The 12,973-nt window shown below is 71.5% G+C and carries 16 protein-coding genes; 8 read left to right on the plus strand and 8 right to left on the minus strand.

Translation table 11 applies throughout. The features are described 5' to 3' along the window. Positions 1-17: 17 nt before the first annotated feature. Both recR and MRBLMG1_RS11660 read right to left on the minus strand, forming a co-directional pair. Positions 18-617: a recombination mediator RecR gene (recR, locus tag MRBLMG1_RS11655; protein ID WP_033202382.1), complete on the minus strand. Its 600-nt coding sequence runs from the start codon at positions 615-617 to the stop codon at positions 18-20. Positions 618-686: 69 nt separating this feature from the next. Beyond that, entirely contained in the window at positions 687-1,022 is a 336-nt protein-coding gene (locus MRBLMG1_RS11660; protein WP_367823691.1) for a YbaB/EbfC family nucleoid-associated protein, read from the minus strand. A 290-nt stretch (positions 1,023-1,312) separates the two neighbouring features. Here MRBLMG1_RS11660 and MRBLMG1_RS11665 point away from each other — a divergent pair, with 290 nt between their 5' ends. Further along, positions 1,313-2,017, plus strand: a complete 705-nt coding sequence (locus tag MRBLMG1_RS11665; protein WP_367823692.1) for an SLATT domain-containing protein — start codon at positions 1,313-1,315, stop codon at positions 2,015-2,017. Between the two features lie 40 nt (positions 2,018-2,057). On the opposite strand, the gene MRBLMG1_RS11670 is transcribed toward MRBLMG1_RS11665, so the two are convergent. The 3 genes from MRBLMG1_RS11670 to MRBLMG1_RS11680 all read right to left on the minus strand — a co-directional run bounded on the left by MRBLMG1_RS11670 (position 2,058) and on the right by MRBLMG1_RS11680 (position 4,992). Beyond that, entirely contained in the window at positions 2,058-2,708 is a 651-nt protein-coding gene (locus MRBLMG1_RS11670) for a hypothetical protein (protein WP_367823366.1), read from the minus strand. 124 nt (positions 2,709-2,832) lie between these two features. Continuing rightward, entirely contained in the window at positions 2,833-3,558 is a 726-nt protein-coding gene (locus MRBLMG1_RS11675) for a GntR family transcriptional regulator (RefSeq protein ID WP_367823367.1), read from the minus strand. A 69-nt stretch (positions 3,559-3,627) separates the two neighbouring features. Continuing rightward, the gene (locus MRBLMG1_RS11680; RefSeq protein ID WP_367823369.1) at positions 3,628-4,992 is read right to left on the minus strand and encodes an aspartate aminotransferase family protein; all 1,365 of its coding nucleotides are present in this window, start codon (positions 4,990-4,992) and stop codon (positions 3,628-3,630) included. 156 nt (positions 4,993-5,148) lie between these two features. On the opposite strand from MRBLMG1_RS11680, the gene MRBLMG1_RS11685 reads away from it, so the two are divergent. The 3 genes from MRBLMG1_RS11685 (at position 5,149) to MRBLMG1_RS11695 (ending at position 7,213) form a co-directional block, all read left to right on the plus strand. Further along, complete coding sequence (locus MRBLMG1_RS11685) at positions 5,149-5,754, plus strand: DJ-1/PfpI family protein (protein WP_367823371.1); 606 nt, start codon at positions 5,149-5,151, stop codon at positions 5,752-5,754. Next, complete coding sequence (locus tag MRBLMG1_RS11690; protein WP_367823373.1) at positions 5,751-6,242, plus strand: MarR family winged helix-turn-helix transcriptional regulator; 492 nt, start codon at positions 5,751-5,753, stop codon at positions 6,240-6,242. The genes MRBLMG1_RS11685 and MRBLMG1_RS11690 overlap by 4 nt, the downstream gene beginning before the upstream one ends. A 74-nt stretch (positions 6,243-6,316) precedes the next feature. Continuing rightward, positions 6,317-7,213: a hypothetical protein gene (locus tag MRBLMG1_RS11695; RefSeq protein WP_367823375.1), complete on the plus strand. Its 897-nt coding sequence runs from the start codon at positions 6,317-6,319 to the stop codon at positions 7,211-7,213. Here the strand turns inward: MRBLMG1_RS11695 and MRBLMG1_RS11700 are convergent. Continuing rightward, the gene (locus MRBLMG1_RS11700; protein ID WP_367823693.1) at positions 7,200-7,613 is read right to left on the minus strand and encodes a hypothetical protein; all 414 of its coding nucleotides are present in this window, start codon (positions 7,611-7,613) and stop codon (positions 7,200-7,202) included. The two genes, MRBLMG1_RS11695 and MRBLMG1_RS11700, sit on opposite strands and share 14 nt — an antisense overlap. Positions 7,614-7,757: 144 nt before the next feature. Between MRBLMG1_RS11700 and MRBLMG1_RS11705 the strand changes: the two genes are divergently transcribed. After that, positions 7,758-8,606 carry a helix-turn-helix domain-containing protein gene (locus MRBLMG1_RS11705; RefSeq protein WP_367823377.1) on the plus strand — a complete coding sequence of 283 codons (849 nt, stop codon included), beginning with the start codon at positions 7,758-7,760 and terminating at the stop codon, positions 8,604-8,606. Next, entirely contained in the window at positions 8,603-8,839 is a 237-nt protein-coding gene (locus MRBLMG1_RS11710; protein WP_367823379.1) for a DUF397 domain-containing protein, read from the plus strand. Before MRBLMG1_RS11705 ends, MRBLMG1_RS11710 begins: the two co-directional genes overlap by 4 nt. Before the next feature lie 64 nt (positions 8,840-8,903). Here the strand turns inward: MRBLMG1_RS11710 and MRBLMG1_RS11715 are convergent, their stop codons facing one another. Then, on the minus strand, positions 8,904-9,794 hold the full coding sequence (locus MRBLMG1_RS11715; RefSeq protein WP_367823381.1) for a glycoside hydrolase family 19 protein: 891 nt from the start codon (positions 9,792-9,794) through the stop codon (positions 8,904-8,906). A 194-nt stretch (positions 9,795-9,988) separates the two neighbouring features. Here MRBLMG1_RS11715 and MRBLMG1_RS11720 point away from each other — a divergent pair, with 194 nt between their 5' ends. After that, positions 9,989-11,179, plus strand: a complete 1,191-nt coding sequence (locus tag MRBLMG1_RS11720; protein ID WP_367823382.1) for a MerR family transcriptional regulator — start codon at positions 9,989-9,991, stop codon at positions 11,177-11,179. A gap of 188 nt (positions 11,180-11,367) precedes the next feature. On the opposite strand, the gene MRBLMG1_RS11725 is transcribed toward MRBLMG1_RS11720, so the two are convergent. Then, complete coding sequence (locus tag MRBLMG1_RS11725; protein WP_367823384.1) at positions 11,368-11,808, minus strand: MarR family winged helix-turn-helix transcriptional regulator; 441 nt, start codon at positions 11,806-11,808, stop codon at positions 11,368-11,370. A gap of 110 nt (positions 11,809-11,918) precedes the next feature. On the opposite strand from MRBLMG1_RS11725, the gene MRBLMG1_RS11730 reads away from it, so the two are divergent. Then, positions 11,919-12,788, plus strand: coding sequence for a haloalkane dehalogenase (locus MRBLMG1_RS11730; protein ID WP_367823386.1), 870 nt, complete (start codon positions 11,919-11,921; stop codon positions 12,786-12,788). Positions 12,789-12,973 lie beyond the last annotated feature (185 nt).

Genomic DNA, 12,973 nt, shown 5'->3' on the forward strand with positions numbered 1-12,973 from the left:
GCGCACCGGCCCTGTCGTCATACATCTAGCAGCCTCCGTCCCTCGAAGGCACGGCCGAGGGTCACCTCGTCCGCGTACTCCAGGTCGCCACCGACCGGGAGCCCGCTGGCGAGCCGGGTCACCTTCAGCCCCATGGGCTTGATCATCCGCGCCAGGTACGTCGCGGTGGCCTCGCCCTCCAGGTTCGGGTCGGTCGCGAGGATCAGCTCGGTGACGGCACCGTCCGCGAGCCGCGCGAGCAGCTCGCGGATGCGCAGGTCGTCCGGGCCGACGCCCTCGATCGGGCTGATCGCACCGCCGAGGACGTGGTACCGGCCGCGGAACTCGCGGGTCCGCTCGATCGCCACGACGTCCTTGGGCTCCTCGACCACGCAGATGACGGTGAGGTCGCGCCGCGGGTCCCGGCAGATGTTGCACTGCTCCTGCTGTGCCACGTTGCCGCAGACCGCGCAGAACCTGACCTTCTCCTTGACCTCCAGGAGCGCGTGCGCGAGCCGCCGGACGTCCGTCGGCTCGGCCTGGAGGACGTGGAAGGCGATCCGCTGCGCGCTCTTGGGACCGACGCCGGGCAGCCTGCCCAGCTCGTCGATGAGGTCCTGAACCACGCCTTCGTACAACGGAACGCCCTCCTCGGGAGTGCTTGATTCTTACGGTAGTGGCTGGAAGTGCTCGTTAGAAGAGCAGGCTCAGAAGCCCAGGCCCGGCATGCCGCCCATGCCCTGGGCCAGCGGGCCGAGCTTGGCCTGCTGGAGCTGCTGCGCGTTGTCGTTGGCGGCCTGGACGGCGGCCACGATCAGGTCGGCGAGGGTCTCGGTGTCCTCCGGGTCGACCGCCTTGGGGTCGATCACCAGGCCGCGGAGCTCGCCGGAGCCGGTGACGGTCGCCTTCACGAGGCCGCCGCCCGCCTGGCCGTCGACCTCGGTCGCGGCCAGTTCCTGCTGCGCCTGGGCGAGGTCCTGCTGCATCTTCTGGGCCTGCTGGAGAAGCTGCTGCATGTTGGGCTGGCCACCACCGGGAAACACGGTCACTCACTCCTGAGGTTCGTCGCGTCCGAAGTTCGGTACGTCCGTATGTGTCGGTACGCCGAGCCTACGTGGTCCCCGCCCGCCCTGCCTCCATCACTCTTTCGGGTGAGAAACTGCGGCCTCCTCTACCTGATCAACACCCTCTTGTGGGCGCAAATCCCGGGATTCCGGGCCCGCCGCCCACCATTCGGCGGTAGGAAGGGCAGGCACCACGTGCACCGCACGTCACAGAAGGACATGAGCGCTGAGCTGAACAGAGGAGTCCCCCGGTGAGCCAGCAGCCGGAGATGCAGCCACCGGGGCCCCCCGGGGGAGACGTCCACCGCGATCTGACCGGTACGCCGTTCCCCCTGGGCGACTGGGGTGAGCCGGCGGAACGGCTCGACGAGCTGTACCGCTGGGTGGAGTCCCAAGCCCTCCGCACGGCGGAGTGGTACCTCTCGGACCGTGTCTGGAAGCGCCGCTGCGCCCGGGCCCTGCGGGTCGGCACGGCCGCCGGGGTGATCGCGGGCGCCGCGCTGCCGCTGCTGGACCTGACCGGGGTCGCCGCGGGCGCCGCCGGCTGGGGCTACCTGTCGCTGCTGCTGGGTGCCGCCTGCATGGCCTGCGACCGGTACTTCGGCCTGACGTCCGGCTGGATAAGGAACGTGGCGACCGCGCAGGCCGTGCAGCGCCGTCTCCAGGCCCTGCAGTTCGACTGGGCCTCGGAGAGCGTCCGTGAGGTCCTGGGACCCACGGAGGGCACCGCCAGTGAGGCCGCGGAGCGATGTCTGGGGGTGCTGCGCCGCTTCTCGGAGGACGTGACGGAGCTCGTCCGGGCGGAGACCGCGGACTGGATGGTCGAGTTCCGTTCGGGTCCGGCGCCGCTCGCGCTGCAGTCGGCGGGCGTGGTGCCCGCGCGGGCCGAGAGCCACCACCCGGCGGGCCGTTTCCCGCTGCCGCCCGGCACCCGGCCGAACATGCCGCGCCAGCGGCCCCCGGAGGCCCGCTAGGGCCTGTCCGGGGGCGGCGCGGGGTGAGCGGCGCAACAGCTCAGCTCAGGATGATCATCGAGCCCTGGGCGAGGCTCCGGACCGCCGCCGCGTGCAGCCCCAGCCACACGTGGCGCTCCCGGGCGAAGGGGCTGCCGTCGTGCGGGACCGGGGCGGCCGGCTCCTCCAGGGAGGTCGGGCGCTCCGGCGGCAGCGGGGCCGCGGGCGGGTTCGCCGGGTCGATGCCGATCGAGGGCGCCACGAACTCGAGCTCCCGGAGCAGCCCGTACGAGGAGCCGAGGGGGCCGCCGCCCTCCAGGAGTTCGTCGGTGGTGAGCGGCGCCGGGAAGTCGACCGGCACGTACGCGCCCGCGTGGTCGTAGTGCCAGACCAGGTGGGACTGCTGGGCGGTCGCCTCGAACATCTCCAGGAGCTGTTCGTAGTCCCCGCCGAGCTCGCCGACCGGCTCGACCGGCAGCCCGCACACCTGGAGGAGGTACGCGCGGCGCAGGAAGTGCAGGGCCTCGTAGTCGAAGCCCGCGACGGGGGCGACGTCGCCGGAGAGCCCCGGCATGTACGCGTAGACGGGCACGGTGGGCAGACCGGACGCGCTGAGCACCGAGTCGAAGACGGCTATCTCTTCGGCGAAGGGATTGTCGGGGCTGTGGCACAGCACGTCGACGAGGGGGACCAGCCACAGGTCACAGGCCAAGGGAGGCTCGCTCTCCGTCGGTTGCAGGGACGGCCAGGGTAGTCGGCGCGACCGACGACGCCCACCCGCTGAGGAACTGCCCCGGGAGGCCGGGCCTCAACCCGACCTATCGGTCCGATGGCGTTCAGCGGGTCCGCTGTTCGAGGCGGTCGGCCCATTCCAGCGAGTGCGCGTTGTAGTCCCGTACGACCGCGACGGCCGCTTCCGCGTCGCCGCGCGTGATGGCGTCGACGAGTTCCACGTGCCCGCCCCACAGCCAGCCGAGGAGGTCCCGCTCGGAGCGCAGGTAGGGCACGGAGAAGACCCAGGCCTGGACGCGCAGTTTGTGCAGGAAGTCGGCGATGTAGGCGTTGGCGGCGACCAGGCGGCCCAGTTCGCGCCAGTAGCGGATGTCGTAGCCGATGAGGATGTCGAGGTCCCCGGCGCGGGCGGCGCGGGCGGCGGCCTCGCCCCTGCGCCGTACGGAGACGAGCGCGACGCCGATGCCGTGGTCGGGGACGTCGGCGCGGCCGGGCGGGGCGGCCGGCGGGAGCGGCGCGAGCATGGGCGCGTGGCGGCGGAAGATGCCGTCGACGACGAGCATCCGGGCCTCGACCATGCCCCGGTAGTCGTCGACCGAGTAGTGGTGGACGCGGAAGCCGCGGTGCTGGTCGGAGTCGAGGAGCCCCTGCGCGCAGAGGTCGACGAGCGCTTCCCGTACGGGCGTCGCGGACACGCCGTACTGCTCGGCGATCTGCTTGACGGTGAATTCCTCGCCGGGCTGGAGACGGCCCGCGAGCACCTCGTCACGCAGCGCGTCCGCGATCTGCTGTCGCAAGGTGTTGCGGGTGACAGCTCCGCTCGCGGGCATGGGTCGGCCCCCTCCGTCCGGCTTCGGGACACCCTAGTCCAAACGGAGGAAACCTCCCCGGTACTGCGGTTACGCGGTGTGCTCGTCGGCCACCGAGAGGGCCGCGTCCAGCGCCGCCAGGCCTTCCTTGACCTCCGCCTCGGAGACGTTGCAGGCGGGAACGGCGTGGGTGCGGTTCATGTTCACGAAGGGCCACAGGCCCTGCTTCTTGGCCGCGGCGCCGAAGGCGGCCATCGGCGCGTTGGCCTCGCCGGCCGCGTTGTACGGGACGAGCGGCTCGCGCGTCTCGCGGTTCTTGACCAGGTCGAGCGCCCAGAAGACGCCCATGCCCCGGACCTCGCCGACCGACGGGTGGCGCTCGGCGAGCGCGCGCAGGCCGGGGCCGAGGACGGTCTCGCCGATGCGGGCGGCGTTCTCGACGACCTTCTCGTCCTCCATCACGTTGATGGTGGCGACGGCGGCGGCGCAGGCCAGCGGGTGACCGGAGTAGGTCAGTCCGCCCGGGTAGGGCCGCTTGTCGAAGGTGGCGGCGATCTCGGCGTTGATGGCGACGCCGCCGAGGGGCACGTAGCCGGAGTTGACGCCCTTGGCGAAGGTCATCAGGTCGGGCACGACGTCGAAGTGCTCGGCGGCGAACCACTTGCCGGTGCGGCCGAAGCCGGCCATGACCTCGTCGAGGACGAAGACGATGCCGTACTTGTCGCAGATCTCGCGGACGCCGGCGAGGTAGCCGGGCGGCGGGGTCATGATGCCGGCGGTGCCGGGCACGGTCTCCAGGATGATCGCGGCGATGGTCGCCGGGCCCTCGAAGGCGATGGTGTCCTCGAGGTGCTGGAGGGCGCGGGCGCACTCCTCCGCCTCGGTGGTGGCGTAGAAGGGCGAGCGGTAGAGGAACGGCGCCCAGAAGCGCACGACGCCGGCGGAGCCGTTGTCGGAGGCCCAGCGGCGCGGGTCGCCGGTCAGGTTGATCGCGGTGGAGGTGGCGCCGTGGTACGAGCGGTAGGCGGAGAGCACCTTCGTGCGGCCGGTGTGCAGCCGGGCCATGCGGACGGCGTTCTCGACGGCCTCGGCGCCGCCGTTGGTGAAGAAGATCTTGTCCAGGTCGCCCGGGGTGCGCTCGGCGATGAGGCGTGCGGCCTCGGAGCGGACGTCCACGGCGAAGGCGGGCGCGAAGGTCGCGAGCTTCCCGGCCTGCTCCTGGATCGCGGCGACCACCTTGGGGTGCTGGTAGCCGATGTTCGTGTAGACGAGGCCGCTGGTGAAGTCCAGGTAGCGGTTTCCGTCGTAGTCCCAGAAGTACGAACCCTCGGCGCCGGCGACGGCGAGCGGGTCGATCAGGCCCTGGGCGGACCAGGAGTGGAACACGTGCGCGCGGTCGGCGGCCTTGACGGCCGCGCCGGCCTGGGGATCGGGTTCGACGACATGAGGGGTCATGGGGTCGAGGGTAAGGAAGCCCAGGTGGGGCGGGCCATGGCCATCTTGTCCACCGAGACCGGGACGGACGCGACACCTTGCTCCTTCCCCGATTCCCGCCTCGTTCTCGTTCTCGTTCTCATTGACAGCACGCTGTCGAAGTGACAGTCTTCTGTCATGGGAACCGAGACTGACACCAGGACCGTCCACCTCGCCGTCTACGACACCCTCGCCGACTGGGAGACGGGCCACGCCACGGCCTGGCTCGCCCGCGCCGGCTACACGATCAGGACCGTCGGCCCGGTCGCCGGAAAGCCCGTCACCACCATCGCCGGCATCCGGATCGTCCCCGACCTCGCACTCGCCGACCTCGGCCCCGAGGACAGCTCCCTGCTGATCCTCCCGGGCGCCGAGAAGTACGACGAGGGCGACGAACTGGCCCCGTTCACCGCCAAGGCCCGCGCCTTCCTCGACGCCGGCGTCCCGGTCGCCGCGATCTGCGGCGCCACCGCGGGCCTGGCCAAGGAGGGCCTCCTCGACGACCGCCCCCACACGAGCGCCGTCTCCTTCTACCTCGACGCAACGGGCTACAAGGGCGGCGAGCACTACGTCGACACGGACGCGGTGACGGCCGGGGACCTGATCACCGCGGGCCCGACGGAGCCGGTCGCGTTCGCCCGCGAGATCTTCGCCCGGCTCGGCGCGTACGAAGGCAAGCGGGACGCCTGGTTCCGGCTCTTCCACGACTCGGACCCGGCCGCCTTCCACGAGCTGAACTCGTGAGCCGGGCACAGCAGGACGCCCTCTCCCGTACGGCACTGGGCGTCTTCCGGCTCAACGGCCAGTTCCTCGCGGCGTCGGAGCGGCTGGCCGAACCGGCCGGCCTCACCGCCGCCTGGTGGCAGGTCCTCGGCGCCGTGCTCCGCGAGCCGCTCCCGGTCGCCGGGATCGCCCGCGCCATGGGCATCACCCGCCAGAGCGTCCAGCGCGTCGCCGACCTCCTCGTACGGGAGGGCCTGGCCGCCTACGAGCCGAACCCCGCCCACCGCAGGGCCAAGCTCCTCGCCCCCACGGACGCCGGGCACGCCGCCGTCCGCCGCATCGACCCCGGCCACGCCGAACTGGCCGCCGAGCTCCAGCGGGAGTTGGGCGGCCAGGAGGCCTTCGACGAGACGGTTCGCGTTCTCGAACGGCTCTCGGCCGCCCTGGAGGCCGTCAACGCCCGCCACGAGGGCCGGGGGCCCGCCACGGAGCCGCCCGCGCGCGCGTAGAGCGCGTAACGGCGGGGCGGGACGGGGTGGTTCGGGCCGCGGCGATCCGCGGCCCGTATGCCACGCTTCGCGCCATGGACACGCCAGGGCGCAGCGCCGCCACCTCGATCACCGGCTGGGGCATGGTCCTCAGCGGGGCAGCCGCCGTAGTCGCCACCGTCTGCGAGGTCTCTCCGTACCCGCCGCTCATACCCGAACTGACCCTCGCCGGGCTGTCGGCGCTGTTCGCGGCGGGCTGGGTGGTCGCCTCGCACCGGGCCGACGCACGTGCGCGCGACCCGCTGAGCAAGCCGTACCGCGAGAGCGGGCGGCCGAACCGGGCCCTGCCGTATCTCTTCGCCTTCGGCATCCCCGTCGCCACCTTCGCCGCCTTCCTGACGGCCTTCACGGTCAGCCCCGACTACGGCCGCGAGACCGAGCGCCTGGAGCGCGCCGGGTACGACGAGTACGAGGTCTCCGTCGTCCGCCTCGCCGGCGACCCCGAGTTCCACGAGGGCGACCAGGACCGGGACCCGTACTACCTCACCGACCTCACCCTCCGGATCCCGTACGAGGCCGGCCCCCGCGAGGTCACCGTCCGCGGCATGTACACCCGCTACACGGCTCCCAGGCCCGGCACGAAGGTCGACGTCTACTTCGCGCCCCGCGACCCCGCCACGCCCGTGGTCGAGGACGGCATGCGCACCTCGACCCGCTGGTTCCTCGTCGTCTTCCTCGGCCTCTGGATCTGGCCCCTGATCCTGGTCGCGGGCAGCACCATCAAGAGCCTCTCGGACGAGGACGACGTCCACCGGCTGCGCCGCTTCGACCCCGGCACCCACCTACCCGCCCTCGCCATCCTGCTGACCGGCCTCGTCCTCCTCCTGCCGACGGCCGTGGGATTCGAGGTGGCGGGCTTCGACCAGCTGCCCGCCCTCCTCGCCACCCTCGCCCCGCCCCTCGCCCTCCTCTGGGTCCTCAAGCGGTACTGAACAGCGCGGTCACCGTGGTGCGGAGCAGCAGCGGATGCACGAACCGGTCCGACCCCGTCGGCGGGAAGCGCCACGACAGCGGCCACGTCCTCCCCTTCAGCGCCGGCACGGGCACGTAGCTCACGTGCGCGGGCCCGGCGTTGAACCGCGTCACCCCGCGCGGCCACGCCTTGTACGCCGTCGTCCCCGGCGGCACCAGGAAGTACACCCCGCGCCGCCCGTTCGCCTCTATCACCACGGGCCCCGGATCCCCGCCCGTGAGCGCCTCCATCCAGTCGGCCAGCCGACGCCCTTCCTCGCCGTCGACCCGCACCGCGTCGAATTGCACTCCCGCCTTACGGAGTTGGAATCCGGAAACAGGAATCCAATCCACGTTTACTTCCCGATTCTCTTCATTCACGAGGACATGCTCCCGCGCCGACGCTAGCGTTTTCCACGACTGCGGTGGGCGCGTCGGCAACCCCTTGACCTGCATCAACGCACCCCCTACGCAGTCGAATTCGGCGGGGAGCAGTTGAGACCGGTTGAGATCGGTTGAGTCCGAATGGGGATCGCGATGGCGCGAGCGGAGAACAAGGAATCAGTCGGCCCTGCGGCCAGGATGGCAGCGGCGGTCGCAAAGCGATTGCGCACGAAGAAGGGCCTCACACAGGAACAGCTCGGCGCCCAGATGGGCTTCACCGGCGCCGCGATCAGTGCGATGGAACGACTGATCCACCCGGTCAGCGACGACATGCTCGTCCACCTCGAACGCGTCCTCGGCGGTGGCACGGGCATCTTCGAGGAGATGCGGGAGCTCGTACGACTCGAGAAGCTGCCGGAACAGTTCCGCGAGTATGCGCCGATCGAGCAGAAGGCGGTGGCGTTGTGGTTGTACGCCAACCACGTCGTGCACGGGCTGTTCCAGACGGAGGCGTACGCGCGCGCGTTGATCGGGGGCGGCCATCCGGAGCCGACGCCGGAGCGGGCGGAGGAGCTGGTCGGCGGTCGGATGGCACGGAAGGCGCTGTTCGACCGGAAGCAGGTGTGCGAGATCGAGCTGATCCTCGACGAGTCGGTGCTGAGGCGTCCGCTCGGGAACAAGGAGGTCATGAGGGAACAGTTGGCTTACTTGGCGGAGTGCGCCCGGAGAAGGAACGTGAACCTTCAGGTGTTGCCGATGGACGCGGGGTTGGGCGGCGAGTACGCGGGCGACCGAGGCGATCTGAACGTCATCGAAACCCCGACCCATGATCGCGTCACCTACCTGGAGATCCAGCGCGAGAGCCTGCTGATTACCGACCGGGCGAAGGTGAGTGCCCACCTTCAGCAGTATGCGAAGATCCGGGCACAGGCCCTGGATCCGCGCAGGTCGCTGGGCGTCATCGAGGAGTTGGCGGGAGTACGCAGATGAACGAGACCCTGCACTGGTTCAAGTCCAGCTACAGCGACAGCAGCGGCGGGAACTGCGTCGAAGTCGCCTTCGCGTGGCAAAAGTCCTCGTACAGCAGCGACAGCGGCGGCAACTGCGTAGAGGTGGCCACCTGCGCCCACGCCGTGCACCTCCGGGACTCGAAGGTGCAGGACGGGCCCACGTTCGCGGTGGAGCCGGGGGCCTGGTCCGCGTTCGTCGCCTGGCAGGAGTGAGGTACGGGAAGGGGCCGGTCCGCGCGGTGCGGACCGGCCCCTTCTCGTGTGCGTACGGGCGGTGTCAGCAGTACAGGTTGGCGCCGGTGGGGACGCCGAGGATCTGGGTGAACTGCTGGTACTTGGTGACGCGGCTCTGGACCTGGGCCGGGTTGCGGCCGTCGCACTCCAGGGAGCCGTTGATGGAGCGGATGGTCTGGCCGAAGCCGGCGCCGTTGACCATGGCGTTGTGGCCGGTCATGGTGCCGGGGCCGCTCTGGGTGTTCCAGTACCAGAGGCCGGTCATCATGGCGACGGCCGGCTCGCGCTCGACGCGCCAGGGGTTGTTGAGCAGGTCGATGCCGAGGGCGTCACCGGCGGCCTTGTAGTTGAAGTTCCAGGAGAGCTGGATGGGGCCGCGGCCGTAGTAGGCGGCCTGGCCGGCGGGGCAGCCGTAGGACTGGCTCGTGTCGCAGTAGTGGGGGTAGTTGGCGGTGTTCTGCTCGACGATGTAGTAGAGGCCGCCCGTCTCGTGGGAGACGTTGGCGAGGAAGGCCGCGGCCTCCTGCTTCTTCACCGTGTCGCTGCCGGTGTTGGCGAAGGCCGGGTAGGACTTCAGGGCGGCGGTGAGGCCGGCGTACGTGTAGAAGGGGTTCCGGTTCGGGAACATCTGGTTGAACTGGGCCTCGGAGACGACGAATCCGGACGGGTTCGGGTCCGTGCCGCCACCGCCGGTGCCGCAGACGCCCTCGTCGCGCCAGACGTCGGCGGAGCCGGGACGCTCGTTCTGGGTCCACCACTTGGCGTACCAGTTGTGGCCGTTGTACGCGGCGGTCATGCCGCCGGTGTAGACGCTGCCGGAGTTCCAGGCGCCGACACAGGCGGGGGCTGCGCCCGCCGCCGCGTTGGGGAGGAGTACGGCGAGACCGACGGCCGTACAGAGGGCGGCGAAGAGGGTGAGCAGTTTGCGCGTCATGCGCTCGTCCTTCCGGGTGGGGGTCCGGGCGGGGACAGCGAAGCGCTATTGGTCTGGACCTGTCAAGGTCTAGACCAGAAGTTGTGACAGAGGGAATTCCGTTTGCCCCGACGGCTGGTGATTGACCTTCACCTTGGGGGAAGCCCCAGCATCGACAGGACCGGGCGATCCGCCCGGCACGAGGAGGGACGAGCATGGGGCTGCTGACCATCGGGGCGTTCGCGAAAGCGTCCCGGCTGTCGCCGAAGGCACTGCGCCTGTACGACGAACTCGGCCTGCTGCCCCCCGCCCGCGTCGACGCGGTGACCGGCTACCGCCTCTACGCACCGGAGCAACTGGACCGGGCCCGGCTGGTCGCCTGGCTCCGGCGCCTGGGGATGCCCCTGGCCCGCATCCAACGGGTCTGCGCGCTGGACGACGGCCCGGCGGCCCAGGAGATCCGGACGTTCTGGGCCCAGGTCGAGGCCGACACCGCCGCACGGCGGGACCTCGCCACCTTCCTCGTCGACCACCTGTCCCGGAAGGAATCCACCATGTCCCCGACCGCCGCACCCCTGGAAATCCGCTACGCCGCCCTGTCCGACAAGGGCCTCGTCCGCGAGAGCAACCAGGACACCGCCTACGCCGGCTCCCGTCTGCTCGCCGTCGCCGACGGCTACGGCGGCCGAGGGGCACCCGCGAGCGCGGCCGCCGTCGACGTGTTCAAGCGCCTCGACACCGGGGAGGTCCCCGCGGGCAGTCTCCTCGACGTCCTCGAAGACGCCGTGGAGGAGGCGAGGCAGGCCGTCGCCGCTGTCCAGGCCGCCGCCGCTGAGGCCGCCGCCGGTGTCCAGGCCGTCGATCCCGTCGCCTTCGACGCCGCCCAGGGCGTCCAGGCCGTCCAGGCCGTCCAGGCCGTCCAGGGCATCGACGGGGCGGGCTTCCCGGACGACGGAGCCGGTACGACGCTCACCGCGATGCTCTGGACCGGGTCCCAGCTCGCCCTCGTCCACATCGGCGACTCCCGCGTCTACCTGCTGCGCGGCGAGGAGCTGCTCCGGATCACCCACGACCACACCCTGGTGCAGTCGATGGTCGACGACGGACGCCTCAGCCCGGAGGAGGCCGCCTCCCACCCGCAACGGTCCCTGCTGGTGCGCGCCCTGGGCCCGGGCGCCGACGTCACCCCCGACCTGCGCCTCCACGACCCCCGACCCGGAGACCGGTACCTGCTCTGCTCCGACGGCCTCTCGGCCGTCGTGCCGACCGGGGAGATCCACCGGATCCTCGCCGGGGTCGCGGAGCCCGAGCGGGCGGTCCGCGCCCTCGTCGCACTCGCCAACGACTCGGGCGGCCCCGACAACGTCAGCTGCGTGGTCGCCGACGTGGTGGAGGTGCGGGGGTAGGGGCACGGAGGTGTCGGCGGTGGCCCCGCGGTCGGCGATGTCGGCAGTGTCCCGGCTGTCGGCGGTGTCGGCGGTGGCCCCACTGCCGGCGGTGTCGGCAGTGGTCCCGCTGTCGGCGGTGTCGGCGCTGTGCCCGCTGTCGGCGGTGTCGGTGATGTCGGCGGGTCGAGGCGCCGCGGCGCGGCGGGTCAGCGGTTCAGGAGGCGCTCCAAGAGGCTGGCGAGGAGCGCGCGTTCGGTGACGGTGAGCGGGCCCATCAGCTCGTCCTGGGCTTCGGCGAGGACCTTGTCGAGGCGTTCGAGGTGCTTGCGGCCGCGGGCCGTGAGGGTGATGACGTTGCGGCGGCGGTCGGCCGGGTCGGGGGTGCGCTCGACGTGGCCCTGGTCGACGAGCTCGTTGATGACCGAGACGAGGTCGCTGCGGTAGATGCCCGTGCGGCGGCTGAGGTCGGCCTGGCTCGCGGCGCCGTTCTCGTCGAGCGAGACCAGGGCCGCGTAGTGCCACTTGCGGGCGTCCTCGGCCGCGAGGCCGGCGCTGACGAGGCGGTCGGCCTGCGCGGCGGTGAGGGCGAGGAGGCGGCTGGGGAGGGCGCGGAGGCGCTCCGGGGTCTCCGGCGAGTGCTCGGTCATGTCGCGCAGATTACCCGTTGCGTTAGTGCCCCGAACGGTATAACTTCATTAGTGGCACGAACGTTAGTGCCGCGAATGTTAGTGATACGAACGCTGGGGGAGTGAACGCCATGCCCGTGATCGACGTCCTCGACTCGACGATGTTCCACGAGTCCCGCGAAGGGACCGGCACGCCCTTCGTCTTCCTGCACGGCAACCCGACCTCCTCCCACCTCTGGCGCCACGTCCTGCCCGCCGTCGGCGGCGGGCGGCGGCTGCTCGCGCCGGACCTGATCGGGATGGGGCGCTCGGGGAAGCCGGACATCGCCTTCGACTACGCGGACCAGGCGCGGTATCTGGAGGCCTGGATCGAGGCCATGGGGCTCGACGAAGTCGTGCTCGTGGGGATCGACTGGGGCGGGTCGCTCGCCTTCGACTGGGCCGCCCGGCACCCCGAGCGGGTGCGCGGGGTGGCCTTCATGGAGACGATCGTGCGGCCGATGGGCTGGGACGAGTTCCCCGAGAAGGCCCGGGAGCGCTGGGAGGCCTTCCGCACGCCGGGGGTCGGCGAGCGGATGGTCCTGGAGGAGAACACCTTCGTCGAGGACTCCTTCGCCCACACCGTGCTCTCGGGGCTCCCCCAGGCCGACCACGACGTCTACCGGGCGCCCTACCCCACGCCGGAGTCCCGCCGGCCCCTCCTGGAATGGGCGCGCGCGATGCCGCTGGGCGGGGACCCGAAGGAGGTCGTCACCCGCGTCGAGGCGTACGGGAACTGGCTCGCGTCCTCCCCGGACGTCCCGAAGCTCCTGCTGACCTTCTCCGGCTCACCGACCCTCATGATCGACCCCCCAACGGCGGCCTGGTGCGCCGAGCACATATCCGCCCTGACCACGACCGCCTGCGGCCCGGCCGGACACCAGGCCCCGGAGGACCAGCCGCAGGCCATAGCGGCCGCACTCACGACCTGGGCGGACACGGAGGGCCTGACGACGTCCTGACGCGCCTCACGGCGGGCCGGGGCGGTTGGCCCTCGGGCTGGAGCGACAGACCCGGGGCCGGGGGCGCCCTGGCCGGGCCGGAGCGGCAGCCCCGGGCTGGAACTGTGGGCCCGGGCCGAGGGGCGGGCCCGGGCCGGAACTCCGGGCCCAGGCCGGAGCAGCAGACCCAAGCCCGGAGCGGCAGA

Source organism: Streptomyces sp. LMG1-1-1.1, from assembly GCF_040815545.1.
Lineage (GTDB): Bacteria > Actinomycetota > Actinomycetes > Streptomycetales > Streptomycetaceae > Streptomyces.

Coding starts and splice junctions, on each gene's coding strand:
- MRBLMG1_RS11685 (WP_367823371.1), top strand. CDS start 5,149: ATGGGAACCGAGACTGACACCAGGACCGTCCACCTCGCCGTCTACGAC.
- MRBLMG1_RS11720 (WP_367823382.1), top strand. CDS start 9,989: ATGGGGCTGCTGACCATCGGGGCGTTCGCGAAAGCGTCCCGGCTGTCG.
- MRBLMG1_RS11715 (WP_367823381.1), bottom strand. CDS start 9,794: ATGACGCGCAAACTGCTCACCCTCTTCGCCGCCCTCTGTACGGCCGTC.
- MRBLMG1_RS11730 (WP_367823386.1), top strand. CDS start 11,919: ATGCCCGTGATCGACGTCCTCGACTCGACGATGTTCCACGAGTCCCGC.
- MRBLMG1_RS11675 (WP_367823367.1), bottom strand. CDS start 3,558: ATGCCCGCGAGCGGAGCTGTCACCCGCAACACCTTGCGACAGCAGATC.
- MRBLMG1_RS11695 (WP_367823375.1), top strand. CDS start 6,317: ATGGACACGCCAGGGCGCAGCGCCGCCACCTCGATCACCGGCTGGGGC.
- MRBLMG1_RS11710 (WP_367823379.1), top strand. CDS start 8,603: ATGAACGAGACCCTGCACTGGTTCAAGTCCAGCTACAGCGACAGCAGC.
- MRBLMG1_RS11665 (WP_367823692.1), top strand. CDS start 1,313: ATGCAGCCACCGGGGCCCCCCGGGGGAGACGTCCACCGCGATCTGACC.
- MRBLMG1_RS11705 (WP_367823377.1), top strand. CDS start 7,758: ATGGGGATCGCGATGGCGCGAGCGGAGAACAAGGAATCAGTCGGCCCT.
- MRBLMG1_RS11725 (WP_367823384.1), bottom strand. CDS start 11,808: ATGACCGAGCACTCGCCGGAGACCCCGGAGCGCCTCCGCGCCCTCCCC.
- MRBLMG1_RS11680 (WP_367823369.1), bottom strand. CDS start 4,992: ATGACCCCTCATGTCGTCGAACCCGATCCCCAGGCCGGCGCGGCCGTC.